Raw genomic sequence first — 16617 nt, 5'->3', positions numbered from 1 at the left:
GGCGTGGTGAATCGAACGCCGACCTCAAGTCTAACCGTTCGCTCTGCACACGTTCGATTCCGATTGTACGATGGGCTGAATCACGGTGGAATCGGGCGCGATCCCGGGTCACTAGGCCGTGCATCTGATTCAGGCCGAGAAGGAGCAATAATCATGAGAATCGTGGTCGCGACGCATAACGAGGGCAAGCTCTTCGAAATCCGCCGCATTATGCAGCAGGATCTGGGTGATTTAGCGCAGAAGGTCGAACTCGTCTCCGCCGGGTCGTTGGGATTGCCGGATCCAGTGGAGACCGGCGCAAGCTTCGCGGAAAACGCGTTGCTCAAGGCGCGTGATGTCGCTGGCCGCACCGGCCTGCCCGCCCTCGCCGACGACAGCGGGCTGATCGTCGACGTGCTGGGAGCCGCGCCTGGCATTCTTTCGGCACGCTGGTCAGGCGTCCACGGCGATGACCAGGCGAATAACGCTCTGCTGCTGGCCCAGCTCGCGGATATACCCGATGTGCATCGCACGGCGCGCTTCCGCTGCGCGGCCGCGCTCGCAGTGCCGGAAGCCCTTGCACGCAGCAATGCCGAGGTGCAGGTTGAGGCTGATTCGGTCACGTATGACATCGCGGTTCAATACGTGGAAACCGGCGATATGCCGGGCAGGATCATCCGCTCGCCGCGCGGCGAACACGGCTTCGGCTACGACCCGCTCTTCGTGCCGGACGACCAGCCGAATCGCACGAACGAGCAGGGCGAGCCGTTGACCAGCGCCGAAATGGTTCCGACTGAAAAGAATGCGATCTCCCATCGCGGCAAGGCCATCGCCGCCCTGATGCCCGACATTGAACGCCTGTTAGGCTGAGGATGCCTCGCGCATGTGTTGTTTTCGCGGAAAAGGTGTCGGCCGCGCCGCATCATGCACCGACGAGCAAATGGAATCCCATCATCATGATGATGGCGATCACGGCCGTCACGGATAGCGTGAAGCCTGCGAGCCGAGCGTTGCCCAGCACTTTGTCTGTGAACATCGTGGCGAAAATCGCCGTGGGGGCGAGACAGCACAAGGCTACGGCCTCGCGCACGATCGGGTCGAAAGGGAGCAGGAACCAAGCTGCGGCAGCGAACGCCAGCGAACAAGGCAGCCGCCAGCCGATGATCTCGAGAACGGCCTTGATGTCGTGCATATCCCGGGGCAATTCGGTGAGCATGCCGACCATGAGCATCGAGCAGAAGGCATTGGCGGAGTAAAAGGGGCTGGCCACCGTCGTGATCCAGTCCGGCAGCGTAACGCCAATCAGCATGAGCAGCACCATCAGGATATACGTGTCGAATGAGGCCGAAGACAGGAACCCGCGCGCCACATTGCGATACAGGGCGCGACGTTGCAACCGCCGGGCGTCATGATCCATTGGGCGCATGTACGGCAGCGTCGGAGACTGCCCAGCGTGCTGCTGCGCCAAGGTTTTCCCCGGTTCGATGTGCAGCAGCGTCTGCATGATGACATTGGTTCCTGCCGCGACCATGACGCTGTTGCCAATATCGAACATCGCTGCGGGGACAAGCGCCGGAGACCCCAACAGCGACTGAAGAACAGGGAAGCAGAAGCAGCCGATGTTGAAACCGGATCCATTGAGCATGAGAAACGCTCGGTCGCTCACCGGGCGGTGCCGCGAACACAGGTAGATCAGCAGCGAAGGCAGCAGGGCGGCCGTCAGCGAAAACGCCGAAACCGCGAGCAGACTGACATCGTGCGGGTTGGTGGCGAAAGAGTAGGCAATGGCGCCTGGCAAGATCAGATTGAATTCCGCGGTCTGCACAATGCGATAATCGCGCGAGCCAAACAGGTGCATGCGTTTGAACAGGTAGCCCGCCAGAATGATGAGCACCAGCGTCGCCGGTTGGATGATCGCGGACATGACTTCCTCTTCGTAGGTCTGGCGGCGGCCTTCGCGTATGGCGCGCCACCGCCATGATAAGTCGTGGCGCCTATTGATGCCGGCGCCCTCCGTGTCGTTCTTGCCCAGCGGCGTTTCACCCAGTGCCATCCTCGCTCAGCGTCGTTATCATTCCGATCCGTCGCATTCCCCGCGCTAGGGTTCGATTAGTGCGAGGGTAGTGATGACTGAGTGGTCTCATACAGCGCATCCCCACATCAGGACCGAGATAGTGCCAGATCCGCGTCATCGCATGTTCGCCGGTTCGTCACTCCTGCAGGCATGCTAGATTAATGAAGGCCCTGCGACTGTCGCGGTCGCAGGGCTGTTGCACACATGGCGGAATTGGTATACGCGCAGGATTTAGGTTCCTGTGGCCTTGCGGCCTTGAGGGTTCGAGTCCCTTTGTGTGCACAACGGAAACAAGGGACGGGGGGTACTGGGAAAAGAAAGATTCGCGCTGCCTTCGAAATCTGTTTTGGGCACGTTTTGGTCGCATACCTGAGAAGAATGCCATTCAGGGCTTCGCTCACGCCATCAAGATCATCATCGAACGGATCCGCGTGCGCATCCGGCGTCATCGCCGCGTCCGTATGCACCAGCTGCTTCTGCACGGCTTTGACGGCTGCGCCGCATTTTCGCGACATCGTGTCTTCGAAATGTGATATTTCCCTCATAATCGCCCGAATAGGGCGTGCGTTGCGCTTCGGGACTGTTGCGAAAGCCATCGGTATATATAATGAATTCGTAATTTGGGCGGAGGTTCGACGCGGCGCGATGCGGCGTCGTTTGACGCTGCCCATGGAAGAAGAGATCTCATCATACGAAGGTGGCATTATGGCGACAATTGCTGTTCTAGGCGCGGGTTATGCGGGCATGCGCACAGTCAAGCGGCTGATCCACGAGAAGGTCGATGCCCGCATCGTCCTGGTCAACGATCACCCTTACCATTACGAATCCACGCAGCTGCACGAGGTCGTGGCGGGAAACAAGGAACTCTCCGACATCACGTTTGACATCCGTGACACGGTTCCGGACACGGTTGACGTGGTCATCGACACGGTCGAGCGCATCGACCGTGAGCATAGCCAGGTGATCCTCAAGAAGGGCGAGCCGCTGGCCTATGACTATCTGGTCAATGCGCTGGGCTTCGAATCCGAAACCTTCGGCATCCCAGGCGCCGAGGAGAACAGCATGTCGTTTAATAACATCGATTCTGCGCTCGCGGTGCGCAAGCATATGGAGAAGACGCTGGCGAACTATGCGACCAGCCATGACGAGAACGATTTGCACATCGTGGTGTGCGGGGCCGGGTTCACCGGCATCGAGCTGCTTGGCGAGCTCACATGGCGCTTGCCGCAGCTGGCGAAGGAATATTCGCTGCCTGAGGATCTGATTCAGCTCATCTGCATCGAGGCGTCGCCGAAGGTGCTTGGAATGCTGCCCGAGAATCTGGCGACTTGGGCGCTCGACTATCTCACCGGCAAAGGCGTCGCCATGCATACCGGCGTGGCGATCACTGAAGTCCGCCCCGGCGTCGTGGTGGCAGGAGACCAGGAATTCCATGCCAACACGATCATCTGGACCACCGGTGTGCGCGGCAGCCACGTGATCTGCGATTCCGGCTACGAGCAGCGGCGCAACCGGGTCATGGTCCAGCAGGACCTGTCGGTCAAGGGCCACCCGAACGAGTTCCTCGTCGGCGACGTCAGCGCCGTGCCGGATGCACAGTCGGGCCGGCCGTATCCCACGACCGCGCAGATCTCGATCGCGCAGGCCGACGCAGCCGCGGCCAACATTGCGGCGAAGCTGTCCGGGCGCGAAACGGGCAAGTTCGTGTTCAAGAGCGTGGGCACGGTCTGCTCGCTCGGCCCACACGCCGGCGTGGCGCAAATCAATATGATGGGCCACTGGAAGCTCAAGGGCCGCAAGGTCGGCATGGTCAAGCGCTTGGTCAATGACCGCTCGGTGCTTGAGCTCGCGCATGTGAAGGAAATGCTGGAAAGCAACTGATCCGCTGACCTGCTGCCGCATTGATCGGGCCGTGCATTGAATATGGGCCACGGCCCGGCCAATGACACCGTACGATCGGTAAGGTGCGAATTGCCATTGTGCGAGGCAGCGTTCGAAAAGAGGCATAATCGTGGGACTATCCATTCTGGGGCTGTCGCGATTCCAATTCGCGATGACGACCATCTACCATTTCTTCTTCATCCCGGTTTCTATCGGGCTGGCGCTCGCCGTGGCCATCATGGAGACGATGTACGCGGCGAACAAGAAGCCCGTGTACCTGAAAATGGCGAAATTTTGGGGCAAGATCTTCCTGCTGAGCTTCGTCGTGGGCGTGGTCACCGGCATCATCCAGGAGTTCCAGTTCGGCATGAACTGGTCGAACTACTCGCGTTTCATGGGTGATATCTTCGGAGCCCCCTTGGCTATCGAGGCGCTGCTCGCCTTCTTCATGGAGTCGACCTTCATCGGCGTGTGGATGTTCACCTGGGACCGCTTCAAGCCTGCCGTGCACGCGATATTCATGTGGCTGACTTGGTTGGGCTCGACCCTCTCGGCTATCTGGATCTTGGCGGCCAATAGCTTCATGCAGCACCCGACCGGCTTCGAGATCAACAAGGCGACCGGGCACGTGCGGCTGCGCAGCTTCATGGATGTGGTCGCAAACCCGCAGCTGTGGCGGGCCTTCCCGCACGTCATCTTCGCGGCGGTGATGACCGGCGGCATGATCATCCTGGGCATGAGCGCCTTCGGGATGCTGCACAAGCGCACGCAGCAGCACGACGGCGACAAGGCCTTCTTCACCAAGTCGATCCGCTTCGGCGCGGTCGTTGCGCTCGTCGGCGCCATATTCGCTACGTACGCCGGCGACTTGCAGACCCAGTTCATCATCAGGGACCAGCCGATGAAATTCGCGGCGACCGAGGCCATATACGACGACACCAGCGACCCGGCCCCGTGGGCCGTCGTCTCGCTGATCAACGAGAAGGACAAGACCGCCAACAGCATCGAGATCCCCTATATGCTCTCGTTGCTCTCATATCACAGCACATCAGGCTCGGTCAAGGGCATGAACACGGTCAACAAAGAGCTGCATGAGCAGTACGACGCGAAGTTCGGCAAGGACATGAACTACTATGTGCCGGTCACCACGCTGTTCTGGAGCTTCAGATTCATGGCGCTGTCCGCGGCAATAGCGGGGCTGGCGTCGATCCTGGCGCTATGGTTCACGCGCAAAGGCAAGGACACGCTGATGAACTACCGCTGGCTGCTGTGGATTATGGGGGCGTGCACCTTCACACCGTTCATCGGCACCACCGGCGGCTGGCTCATCACCGAGCTCGGGCGTTACCCATGGATCGTCTACGGGCTGCTGACCATCGCCGACGGCGTCTCGCCGACCGCGACCGTGCCGAGCCTGCTATTCACCAACATCGTCTACTTCCTGCTGTTCCTGCTGCTCGGAGCGGTGATGATCTTCTACTCGCGCCGGGTGCTCTACCAAGGCCCCGACGGCGAGGGCGAGCTGCCGGCCGGCAAAGCCAGGGCGGCTGAACGCACATCGCCTGTGTCTGCTCAATCAACTGGTTCGATTTCTGGCAACGCAGGTGGTACTGAAAGGAGCGTGGCACTCTCATGAATTTCCTGGAAGGCTTATGGTTCATCGTCATCGCGCTGTTGTTCGCGCTGTTCCTTGCGTTTGACGGCCTCGACTTCGGCGTCGGCATGGCCACGCGCTTTATTGCGGAGAATGGCCGCGAGCGCAGCCTGTTCATGCGTGCCATCGGCCCGCATTGGGATGGCAACGAAGTGTGGCTCATCACCGCCGGCGGCGCCATGTTCGCGGCGTTCCCGCTGTGGTATGCCAGCCTGTTCTCCGGCTATTACATTCTGCTGTTTCTGGTGCTCGTCGGACTCATTCTGCGCGGCGTATCGTTCGAATTCTCCGCGCATGCGCTCACCGACCGCGAGCGTTCGGTATGGCAGTGGGCGAATTTCGTCGGCAGCCTCGCCGCGCCGTTCTTCTTGGGGATGATGCTCACCAGCCTCATCCAGGGTGTGCCGATGGACAGCGATGGCAACGCATGGGCTGGCTTCTTCGACGTATTCAACTGGCTGTCTGTGATCGGCGGCGTCGCCGTCGTGTTCTTCTGCTTCGTGCATGGGCTGCATTTCCTGAGCCTCAAGCTCGACCGCGTCATGTCGCGCAAGATGCTCAATGTGACGCAGAAGGCCTATTGGATCGCCTATCCAGCGCTCGCAGCGTTCGTGGTGCTTGCGCTGATCTTCACCGATTTCTATGCGGTGCGCCCGGTTTCGAGCTGGCTGATCACCGTGGTGATACTCGCGGCGACCATCGCCGGGCATGCTTCCGCGCTCGCCCATCGCGGTGGCTGGGCCTTCATTTCGTCGGCCGTGACGCTGGCGGGGATCATCGCCTTCATCTTCAATGGTCTCTTCCCGCGCGTGATGATCGCGACCGATGCGGCCAATGATCTGCTCATCAAGGATGCCGCGGCTTCTCCGTACACCATGGCCATCATGACCGTCGTGCTGTGCGTGCTGCTGCCGGCCGTCGTGGCGTACTTCGCGTGGAGCTACGCCATCCAACGCAAGCGTCTGCCCGCTGTCGATGCGCCTGACGCCAATCTGAAATACGCGGAGTAACAGCGGCTGAGGGCGGGCTGGGCTGTCGAAGGCTGCGTCGGCATATGCCGACGCAGCCTTCGAACGAGCTGCAGCTAGCTGCGTCCAGGCGGCGCGCAAATAGCTGGTTTTGAATGGCGGAATACTTCGAATAAACACCATGTGGCATGTATCTGCGCTGGTTGAGACGCTAATCTCATGACACCTCGAGCCTTGGTAGAAAAATGACGATTTCCAGCAGCCCGATACATGATGCTCGCGAAATAACGCCCTGCACAACGCAGATAGATCTCCGCAAGAGTTGATTATCTCCTCACATAGCGCAGGCAGGTCGCTGTTGGCAGGGAATATCCGCGTGCGGCCAGATTACGATTGCAATGGCTGCAGCGATGCACGCATAGGCGTCGGCGATGTACGGCCTAAAAGGCATACAGGTTTTCCATGTGCATACGTACAGCAGTGTCGCGGTTCACTGCAATGAGACAAGAAGGCGTGCGATGATCGACAAAAGACTGTTCCGATTTCCCGGGTTCAGAAGGACCACGGGTTTGCTGGCGGTGCTTTCGCTGGCGCAGGGCGCCAGCATCGTGGCGCAGGCCTATGGCCTGACACGCGCGTTGGTGGAGATCTGGCAGCGGCATGCCATGGCGTCGCTGCTGTTGCCCGTGGCGATATTCGGCACGGCCTTCGCCTGTCGGCAGCTGTGCGAAGTGGGCAAGCAGCGCGTCGCCACGTATTATGCCGGTGGCGTTGTCGATGAGCTGCGGCCGCAAGTGCAGCGCAAGGTCTTCCGGCTCGGGCCGGCAGCATTGGCCAAGCGGGGAACGGGCGCATCGGTGACCATGCTGATCGAGGGACTCGACCAGACCAAGACCTACATCCGGACTGTGCTGCCGAAGATGATGGATATGTCGTTCATCCCGGCCATCGTGCTGGTCGCCGTTTGGTCGCAAAGCTGGCTCAGCGGCCTCGTGCTGCTGCTCGTGCTGCCGCTGCTGTTCTTCTTCATGGCTATCCTGGGCATCGCGGCCCGCGACAAATCCGACAAGCAATACGCCGAATTCCGCGCGCTGAGCAACACGTTCGTCGACACGATTCTGGGCCTGCCGACCCTGCGGATGCTGGGCGTCGACAAGGAGTACGAGCGCACGGTCGCCAGCGCCAGCGATCGCTTCCGCAAGCGCACGAACAGCGTGCTCAGAGTAGCGATGACCTCCACCTTCGCGCTCGACTTCTTCACGACTTTGGCGATTGCGATCATGGCCGTAGCTCTGGGCAACGCGCTGATCAACGGCACGGTAGTGCTGTTTCCGGCGCTGTTTTCGCTGATTCTCGCGCCGGAATACTTCCTGCCCATCCGCCAGTTCGGCGACGACTATCACGCGACGCTCAACGGCAAGAACGCACTGCAAGACATCAACGGACTGCTCGGTACGCCCGAACCTGAACAAGACGACGGCCTTGACTGGCCAGGCTGGGGGAACGGCAGCACGCTGAAGGTGCGCGGGCTTGCGTTTGTGTATGAACACAGCGTGTATGAACACAGTGTGCATGAACGCCGTGCGCATGATGCTAACGGTGGCGCAACCGGCGCAAAAGGCAGTGACGACGCCAACGACGCCGGCGGCAAGGTCAGCGATGAGAATAACGGCGCGGATGAGGCTGATACCGGTATTTCCAGCAACACGGCCAGCGTCGCAATCGCCACAGCGGGTGCCGTCGCAGCCAGTCAACCCGGTGATGCCCATCCCGCGTTGCACGACCTGTCCTTCACGCTGCACGGCTTCGAGAAAGTCGCCATCATCGGCCGATCGGGCGCAGGCAAGTCAACGCTGATCAATATGCTGGCCGGTTTCAACATTCCCCAGCAGGGGGACATTGAACTTGATGGTCAGCAGCGCGCGCACTTCAACGCGCCCGCATGGCAGCGGCATATCAGCTATATTCCGCAGACGCCGTATATTTTCAGCGGCTCCATCGCTGATAACATCCGCTTCTACAACCAGTCAGCGGGCGCCGACGATGTGCGCGACGCCGCCGAGCAGGCCGGACTGGGCGATTGGCTCGGCATGCTTCCCGATGGTTTGGACACGCTGATCGGCGAGGGCAATCGCGGCATCAGCGGAGGGCAGGCCCAGCGCATCGCCTTGGCCCGGGTCATCGCCGACGGATCACGCTCTATTCTGTTGTTTGACGAGCCGACCGCACACCTGGACATTGAGACCGAATACGAGCTCAAACAGACCCTGCTGCCGCTTATGCACGATCACCTGGTGATATTCGCCACGCACCGTCTGCACTGGCTGGCGAATGTCGATAAGGTGCTCGTGCTTGACGAAGGCCGCATCGTGGATGCGGGCGCGCCAACGCAATTGCTTAACCGGGAAGGCCCGCTGCGAGAGCTCATCGATGAGATGGGAGGCAACCAGATTGAAGGATGTTTCAATGGGCAACGCCGCGAATAATGGCATTGACGATGGCGCTCCACGCTCCAGCGGCTTCTCACGTTATCTGCGCATCTGGCGCAACGACCACTGGTTCTGGCCCTACTTGCGGCAGCACCGCCTGCTGCTGGCCGGGATTTTCCTCGTTGGCGCGCTTACTTTCGTATGCGCCGCCGGACTGATGTTCACCTCGGGATTTCTCATCAGCAGATCGGCCCGTCACCCGTACAACATCTTCGCGGTCTACGTGCCCATCGTGCTCACGCGCGCCTTCGGCATCGGCAGGCCGTCGTTCAAGTACCTCGAACGCATCGCAAGCCACGACTGGGTGCTGCGCGTGGTCTCCAAGCTGCGCGTGCAGCTGTACCGCACCCTGTCGCGTGATGCCGCATTCCTGACCGAACACGAGCGGACCGGCACAGTGCTGGGCCTGTTGGCCGACGATCTGGACCATTTGGAGAACTTCTACCTGCGCACAATTTTCCCCACGATCGTGGCCTATATCATGTGGATCGTCGTCACGATAGCCGTCGGCGTCTTCTCGTGGCAGACCAGCCTGATTCTGTTCCTGCTCTTCGCGCTGGTGCTGATCGCCGTGCCGCTGATGTCGCTGGCGTTCTCCGATGCCCGCTACGCACGCGAAAAAGCGGCGCAGCAGCACGAATACACGGCCGTGACCGAAAGCTACCTAGGCTTAAGCGACTGGTTCATCACGCATCGTGGCGAGGAATTCGGCGCGACCGGGGCCGAACAGTTTGCGCAGATTGGCGCAAGTCAGGCCGAGCAGAAGCGGTTCGAGCGCTGGCGCAACTTCGCCATCCAGATGATCTTCGCTGTGATGGCGGTTGGTCTGCTGGCGGGCTCGGCGCTGTTCCTGACATCCAGTACGAGCCGAGCGGATTTCGCGGCCGCCGCGGTGCTGTCGTTGTTCCCGCTGATCGATTGCTTCATCGTCGTCGCGCAAGCCTTCGCCGAAGTGCCGCTGTACAACGATTCCCTGGGGCATCTCAATGCGCTGACCGAACGCGTCGAGGCGCACCAGCCGGACGAAGTGGTGCAGCAGCAGCTTGTCGGGCCGCTGCGCGCCATTGATTTCGACCACGTGACGTTCTCCTACGGTCCCGACCAGCCCATGCTGCTCGACGATTTCAGTCTGCATATCGAGGCTGGCCGGAAAGTGGCGCTGCTCGGCCCCAGCGGCGAAGGGAAGACCACGATTCTGCAGCTGCTGCTCGGTGATCTCCTGCCTCAGCGCGGCGAGATCCGCGTCAACGGCATACCCGTGCGGGCATTGCAGGCCGAACGTGCGCGGCTGTTCGGCTACCTGAATCAGCAGGCCTTCGTGTTCAATACGACCATCGGTGACAATGTGCGGCTCGGCCGGCCCGACGCGTCGGATGGCGACGTCTGGCAGGCGCTGGATGACGTGCAGCTCGGCGACTTCGTCCGCAGTTTGCCGAATCAGCTTGCCGAGCCGGTCGACGAATCGGGCCGGCGGCTCTCCGGCGGCCAGCGCCAGCGCCTTGCCTTGGCCAGGGTGCTGCTCAAGAACACGCCGGTGATCCTCTTGGACGAGCCGACCATCGGTCTCGACCCGATCACTGAACGCACGCTAATGGCCACGATTTTGCGTGTGAGCCGGCAGCGCACGCTGCTGTGGGTGACCCATCACTTGCAGGGTCTCGAGGACGCGGACCGCGTGGTATTCCTCGAATCCGGGCGCATCGCGATGCAAGGTGCGCCCCACGAGCTCTATCGCAGCAACGCGCGATTCCGCGAACTCTACCGGCTCGACGTCGGCGAACTCACGGCATAGCTACAGTTGCCCGCGGATGCGGCGCAGCACATCCCTGATCTGTCGGATCGTCGCCGATTGGAAGGCGTCAGCCGATCCGGCGAGGCATGCGTCGGCCTCGTCGAGATGCCGCATGGCTTCATCTTGGGAACGCCGGATCAGCTCAGGATGCAGCTGGAGATAGTCCTCCACAAGTTTTGGGTCGTTGCGGCTGAGCAGCCCGGCGACATCGGGATCATCGCGCAGCGCCAGCAGCACGGGAAGCGTATAAATGCCATCCGACACGTCTTCGAGCTTGGGTTTGCCGGTATCGTGCGCGAGATCGAAATCGGCGATATCGTCCATGATCTGGAAAGCCATGCCGACGTGATCGCCGAAAGCCCGCGCGGTCTCCAGCAGCGCTGGGTCGAGGGCCTGCGAGCCCAGCCGCACTCCGGTGAGGCAGGCGAGTCGGAAAAGCGCGGCGGTCTTTCCGCCGATGGCCTTGCGATAGTAATCGAGCGTCGTTTCGGCGTTATGGCGCGCCGCTTCCTGCAGCAGCTCGCCGCCGACGATCTCGCAGACGGTCGAGGCCTGCTCGCGCAGGAAATCGGTGCTCGGGGCGATTTGTGCCATGATCTCCATGTAGCGCGACAGAATCAGATCGCCAAGATATATTGCCGCCTTGTTGCCGGCGGTGGTGTGCACAGTGGGCTGATTGCGCCGGATAGGAGCAGAGTCAAGCACATCGTCGTGCACGAGCGTGGCCAGATGCAGCATTTCGATCGCCGCTGCGCCAGTGATGACCTGGCCATCGAGCTTGCCGGCGTTGCCGCCGGCTGCCCGGCCGAACAGCACGACGAGCGTAGCGCGAATCATCTTGCCGTGATTGTCGAGCAATTGGCGGTACTCGCGGCGGTACGGGGCGACGCTGGCCTCCTCGCCGTGAAGCGTCTCGACGACGCGGCGCATATCCGACTGCAACGTTATTTCCTGCTGTACTGACATGCGCCCCGCTCTCGTTCTTCGGCTATAAACCATACCAATATATCAATGTTTGGCGCATCCGCGACCGCCCTGTTGATTTCAGGCGGCGCCGAACGCACGATAGCTGCGTGCAGCGTGCGCATGCCGCACGAGCCCTGTACAGGTGCCCAGCGGGTCAGCCCGCTAAGATGGATTGCAGTGTCTGCGCGCAATACCGACGCACAGCGAAAGAAGGGGAGGACATGGGTCTGAATCCTTGGGCGGTCGCAGCGCTGTTCGCGCCTGCGGCCGTATTCGCGGCGGTGTTCCTCGTATCATTTCTCAACGAGCCTAGGCAATTCCGCAACGCCATCTGGTTCATGCTTTTGCAGATTTCGCTGATCGGCGCAGGGCTGATAATCTCCGAGCAGGAATGGCTTATCGTCTTGGCGATCGTAGCGGTTGGCTTTGCGCCGTTCCTGGTGGTTCTTTTTCTCATAGCAAATTCGGTGAGCGTCATCCGGCGAGAGGGGTTGTCGCCCGCCACCATGTTGCCAGGCGCCTTGGCCTTCGCCATCGTTCTTTTCCTCGCGCTGTTCATATGGGGCCTTGGCGCCGGCCCGCGCTGGCTGACGAACCTGATCGGTCTGGCGCTGCTCGAGGGGCTGTGGTTCTTCTTCTCGTTCGCCGCGTTGCTCGTATATTCCTGGGTGTACCGCACCCTGCCGCGCAAACGCCGCTATGACTACATCATCATCCATGGCGCGGGTCTCGATGGCGACAGGCCGAGCCCGCTGCTGCGCGGCCGGGTCGACAAGGCCGTGGAGCTGTGGCAGCGCCAGCAGCGCCATGGCGTGCTCGTCGCATCCGGAGGGCAAGGCGGCGACGAGGTTGTCAGCGAAGCTGCGGCCATGCGCAAGTATCTGATCGAGGAATGCCACGTCCCGGAGGGCAGCATCCTGATGGAAGACCGTTCCACGACGACGATGGAGAATCTCGCATTCTCGAAGAAGATTATGGATGCGCGCAGCGGCTCTGGACCACGCGCCTATCGCGCCGCGCTCGTGACCAGCGACTACCACGTGTTCCGCGCCAGTGAATATGCGCATAAGCTCGGGCTGAATGCCGATGGCGTAGGCAGCAGCACCAAGGGATATTACTGGCCGGCCGCATTCATCCGCGAATTCATCGCCGTCAGCCGCTCCCACCTAGGGCCGTATATCGTCATCGCGATCCTGTGGCTCCTCCTTATCCTCGCCGACCATGTGCTCATCCCGTGGTTCGCGGGCGGGTTCTGACGTACTGCCTCGTGACTGGGGTTCCGGAGCAGTGTTCCGAACAGGGCCTCGGCGCATTTCCCGTGAAAGTGTTGGGCAACGGTCTGAAAAGGACGGAGAACAGACGGGAAACCTGAACTTCGCAGGAACATTCGATTGGGGAAACAGTGGAGCCGCTTGACAGAATCGAACTGTCGACCTTCTCATTACGAGTGAGACGCTCTACCAACTGAGCTAAAGCGGCATTGGCCCGAGCGGCGTTCGCCACCCGCGCACAAGATGATGAGTGTACTGGATGGCCTCGAATTTGTCCAATGCACCAGCTGCATCGACCGTGTCATTCGGCTGCGGCAGCTGTCGTCGGCTGTCGTCGGTGTGCTCGTGCCACGCGCTTGTTCGGCCGCTGCGCGACAATGGAGGGCATGGGCGAGACGAACGATTTGCACGATTTTCATGTGATTATTCCGGCGGGCGGCACCGGCACCCGGCTATGGCCGCTCAGCCGCGTCGCCCGGCCGAAATTCCTTTTCGATCCCCTTGGGCAGGGGAGTACGCTGCTGCAATCGACCTTCGACCGCTTGGCGGCGATCGCAGGCAAGGACCACGTCGTGGTGAGCACCGGCTGGCGCTATATCCAGCAAGTGCGCGAACAGCTGCCCGAACTGGGCGCCGAGAACATCTTCGCCGAACCGGTTCCACGGGATTCCACGGCTGCGATTGCCTTGGCCACTGCCGTGCTCGCGCGGCGCCACGGCGGGCAGACGATCGTCGGATCCTTCGCCGCCGATCATGTGATACGCGGCGCCGAAGCCTTCGCCGAATCGGTCCGGCAGGCGGTGGCGACCGCGCGCGCCGGCTACGTCACGACCATTGGCATCGCCGCATCGCGCCCATCCACCGCGTTCGGATACATCCACCAAGGGCCTTCGCTCGCCGCGCGCATTCCCCAGGCGCCCAGCGCGCGCGAGGTGGAGCGCTTCGTGGAGAAGCCCGATGCCTCGACTGCGCAGGCGTACCTGTCGACCGGCGAATACCGCTGGAACGCCGGCATGTTCGTCATGCGCGCGGACGTGCTGCTGGGACATCTGCAGGCGGGCAATCCTGCGATGTTCGAGGCGATTTCGCATATCGCCGACGCGTACATGGCGCCGCCGGAAACCAGGGATGAGGCCGTGGACGAGGCCATGGCCCGCTATTGGCCGAGCATCGAGAAGATCGCCTTCGACTACGCCGTGGCCGAGCCGCTGAGCATGAGCGGGGGAGTGGCGATGATCCCGGGAGACTTCGGCTGGGACGACATCGGGGATTTCAACTCGGTGGCCGCCTTGCTGCCAAGCGCGAACGAGCGCAATGTCAAGGTCATAGGAGACGCCGACCAAGTGGTGTGCCTCGACTCCGCCGGCGATGTGGTCGCCCCCGCATCCGGGCGCACGATCGTGCTGCTCGGGGTCAACGACATGGTCGTGGCCGACACCCCGGACGCGCTGCTCGTCGCACCGCGCGCCCGCAGTCAGGAGATCAAGTCCGTCGTATCGCAGCTCCAGGATGAGGGGCGTGACGCGATCCTGTAGCAACGGGTGGTGCTTTTGACTGAGGGCGCTGCGCAGCGCCCTGTCCAATTTTGTGAGTACCTTGTGAAATGAAGGAATCAGTGCAACCGCGCTGCACGGTTCGCAGCCGTCCGTATGCCGTGCGCTGATTCATAGCGATGATGAAAGGACCATACATGGCCATCAATCCTCCTATTGACGCGACGCAGACCCAAGAGTGGGCCGCGCTGCAGCAGCATTTCGACGAACTGCAGGCCGAGGGCGTCGACCTCAAGACTTGGTTCGCCAATGACTCGTCGCGCGTCGAGAAACTCAGCTTCGACGCGGGCGACTTGCATTTCGACCTCTCGAAAAACCTGATCAAGCCCGAGACGCTGTCGCTGTTCGCTGATCTTGCCAAGGCGGTCAAGCTCGACGAACGCACCAAGGCGATGTATACCGGTGTGCATATCAATAACACCGAAGACCGTGCCGTGCTGCACACCGCGCTGCGTCGCCCGGCGGAAGACGAAGGCAAGGTCATCGTCGATGGCCAGGACACGGTTAAGGATGTGCGCGAAGTGCTTTCGCGCATTTACGCCTTCGCCGACAAGGTTCGCTCCGGCGAGTGGACTGGCGTGACCGGCAAGAAGATCACCACCGTCGTCAATATCGGCATCGGCGGCTCGGACCTTGGCCCCGTCATGGTGTACGAGGCGCTCAAGGCCTATGCGGACGCGGGCATCAGCGCACGCTACATCTCCAACATCGACCCCAATGACATCGCCGAGAAAACCAAGGGCCTGGACCCGGAGACTACGCTGTTCATCATCGTCTCCAAGACCTTCACCACGCTCGAGACGCTCACCAATGCCCGCGAGGCACGCACGTGGCTGCTCGAAGGCCTCAAGGCTTCGGGCGCCGTCGACGGCTCGGACGAGAAGAACGCCGAAGCCGTGAGCAAGCATTTCGTGGCTGTCTCCACCAATTTGGAGAAGGTCGCCGAATTCGGCATCGACCCGAAGAATGCCTTCGGCTTCTGGAACTGGGTCGGCGGCCGTTACTCGGTCGATGGCGCCGTTGGCACCTCGCTGGCTGTGGTCTTCGGGCCGGAGCGCTTCGAGGAGTTCCTGCACGGCTTCCATGCGATCGACGAGTACTTCGCCACCACGCCGTTCGAGAAGAACGTCGTCGTGCTGCTCGGTATCTTGAACGTCTGGTACCGCAACTTCTTCAAGGCCGCCTCGCACGCTGTGCTGCCCTACGACCAGTACCTGCACCGCTTCCCGGCCTATCTGCAGCAGCTGACCATGGAATCCAACGGCAAGTCTGTGCGCTGGGACGGCACCCCGGTCACCACGGAAACCGGTGAGATCTTCTGGGGTGAGCCGGGCACGAACGGCCAACACGCTTTCTACCAGCTGATCCATCAGGGCACGCAGCTCATCCCGGCCGATTTCATCGCTTTCGCCAACACGCCGAACCCGGCCAAGGACGGTGACCAGGACGTGCATGAGCTGTTCTTGGGCAACTACCTCGCACAGACCAAGGCGCTGGCCTTCGGCAAGACCGCTGACGAGGTGCGTGCGGAAGGCACGGCCGAAACGATCGTGCCGGCCCGCGTATTCACGGGCAACCGCCCGACCACTTCGATCTTCGGCGATGCGCTGACCCCGTTCTCGATAGGCGAGCTGATTGCGCTTTATGAGCACATCACCTTCGTCGAGGGCACGGTCTGGGGCATCGATTCCTTCGATCAGTGGGGCGTGGAGCTGGGCAAGCAGCTCGCCAAGCAGATCACCCCGGCGATCTCGCAGGATGACGATGCGCTCGCGCAGCAGGATGCCTCGACGCAGGGCCTGATCAGGTTCTACCGTGAGCATCGCAAGGCCTGATTACGTTGCCGGCGCGGCGCTGATGCGCAGGCGTTGACAGGTCACGTCAATCCCGGCAACTCCCTCGTCCCGGGCGCCACGAATCCCGCACCGTCGCAATGATGGTGCGGGATTCGTGCTGTCTGGAGACGGCTATACGGCACATAATGCCCGCA

The 16617-nt window shown here is 61.4% G+C and carries 11 protein-coding genes and 2 tRNA genes; 10 read left to right on the top strand and 3 right to left on the bottom strand.

Annotated elements, in window-relative coordinates:
* Nucleotides 1-153: 153 nt before the first annotated feature.
* A complete protein-coding gene (locus LKG04_RS02395) occupies nucleotides 154-849 on the top strand; it encodes a non-canonical purine NTP pyrophosphatase (protein ID WP_291759642.1) in 696 nt (231 codons plus the stop codon).
* 52 nt (nucleotides 850-901) lie between these two features.
* Here LKG04_RS02395 and LKG04_RS02390 read toward each other — a convergent pair whose 3' ends face one another.
* Complete coding sequence (locus LKG04_RS02390; RefSeq protein WP_291759918.1) at nucleotides 902-1903, bottom strand: AEC family transporter; 1002 nt, start codon at nucleotides 1901-1903, stop codon at nucleotides 902-904.
* Between the two features lie 348 nt (nucleotides 1904-2251).
* Here LKG04_RS02390 and LKG04_RS02385 point away from each other — a divergent pair.
* From LKG04_RS02385 to cydC, 6 genes are all read left to right on the top strand, one after another.
* Nucleotides 2252-2335 (top strand) — tRNA-Leu (locus LKG04_RS02385).
* 423 nt (nucleotides 2336-2758) lie between these two features.
* The gene (locus tag LKG04_RS02380) at nucleotides 2759-3934 is read left to right on the top strand and encodes an NAD(P)/FAD-dependent oxidoreductase (RefSeq protein WP_291759639.1); all 1176 of its coding nucleotides are present in this window, start codon (nucleotides 2759-2761) and stop codon (nucleotides 3932-3934) included.
* A gap of 130 nt (nucleotides 3935-4064) precedes the next feature.
* Complete coding sequence (locus LKG04_RS02375; RefSeq protein ID WP_291759636.1) at nucleotides 4065-5570, top strand: cytochrome ubiquinol oxidase subunit I; 1506 nt, start codon at nucleotides 4065-4067, stop codon at nucleotides 5568-5570.
* Nucleotides 5567-6598 carry a cytochrome d ubiquinol oxidase subunit II gene (gene cydB / locus LKG04_RS02370; protein WP_291759633.1) on the top strand — a complete coding sequence of 344 codons (1032 nt, stop codon included), beginning with the start codon at nucleotides 5567-5569 and terminating at the stop codon, nucleotides 6596-6598. Before LKG04_RS02375 ends, cydB begins: the two co-directional genes overlap by 4 nt.
* 476 nt (nucleotides 6599-7074) lie before the next feature.
* Nucleotides 7075-9042, top strand: a complete 1968-nt coding sequence (locus LKG04_RS02365; protein WP_291759630.1) for an ABC transporter ATP-binding protein/permease — start codon at nucleotides 7075-7077, stop codon at nucleotides 9040-9042.
* Nucleotides 9023-10837 carry a thiol reductant ABC exporter subunit CydC gene (gene cydC, locus LKG04_RS02360; RefSeq protein WP_291759628.1) on the top strand — a complete coding sequence of 605 codons (1815 nt, stop codon included), beginning with the start codon at nucleotides 9023-9025 and terminating at the stop codon, nucleotides 10835-10837. The genes LKG04_RS02365 and cydC overlap by 20 nt, the downstream gene beginning before the upstream one ends.
* Here the strand turns inward: cydC and LKG04_RS02355 are convergent, their stop codons facing one another.
* Nucleotides 10838-11803 carry a polyprenyl synthetase family protein gene (locus LKG04_RS02355; protein ID WP_291759625.1) on the bottom strand — a complete coding sequence of 322 codons (966 nt, stop codon included), beginning with the start codon at nucleotides 11801-11803 and terminating at the stop codon, nucleotides 10838-10840.
* A gap of 221 nt (nucleotides 11804-12024) precedes the next feature.
* On the opposite strand from LKG04_RS02355, the gene LKG04_RS02350 reads away from it, so the two are divergent.
* Nucleotides 12025-13059 (top strand): YdcF family protein, encoded by a 1035-nt coding sequence (locus LKG04_RS02350; protein ID WP_291759622.1) that lies wholly within the window; start codon nucleotides 12025-12027, stop codon nucleotides 13057-13059.
* Nucleotides 13060-13206: 147 nt separating this feature from the next.
* Here the strand turns inward: LKG04_RS02350 and LKG04_RS02345 are convergent.
* A tRNA-Thr gene (locus LKG04_RS02345) sits at nucleotides 13207-13282 on the bottom strand.
* A 178-nt stretch (nucleotides 13283-13460) separates the two neighbouring features.
* On the opposite strand from LKG04_RS02345, the gene LKG04_RS02340 reads away from it, so the two are divergent.
* Nucleotides 13461-14609, top strand: a complete 1149-nt coding sequence (locus LKG04_RS02340) for a mannose-1-phosphate guanylyltransferase (protein WP_024464394.1) — start codon at nucleotides 13461-13463, stop codon at nucleotides 14607-14609.
* Nucleotides 14610-14764: 155 nt separating this feature from the next.
* On the top strand, nucleotides 14765-16462 hold the full coding sequence (pgi, locus tag LKG04_RS02335) for a glucose-6-phosphate isomerase (RefSeq protein ID WP_291759615.1): 1698 nt from the start codon (nucleotides 14765-14767) through the stop codon (nucleotides 16460-16462).
* The last annotated feature ends 155 nt before the right edge of the window (nucleotides 16463-16617 follow it).

The organism is Bifidobacterium sp. (assembly GCF_022640935.1).
Classification (GTDB): Bacteria; Actinomycetota; Actinomycetes; order Actinomycetales; family Bifidobacteriaceae; genus Bifidobacterium.
The sequence above is the reverse complement of the archived record's forward strand: the minus strand, read 5'-3'. Positions and strand labels throughout refer to the sequence as shown.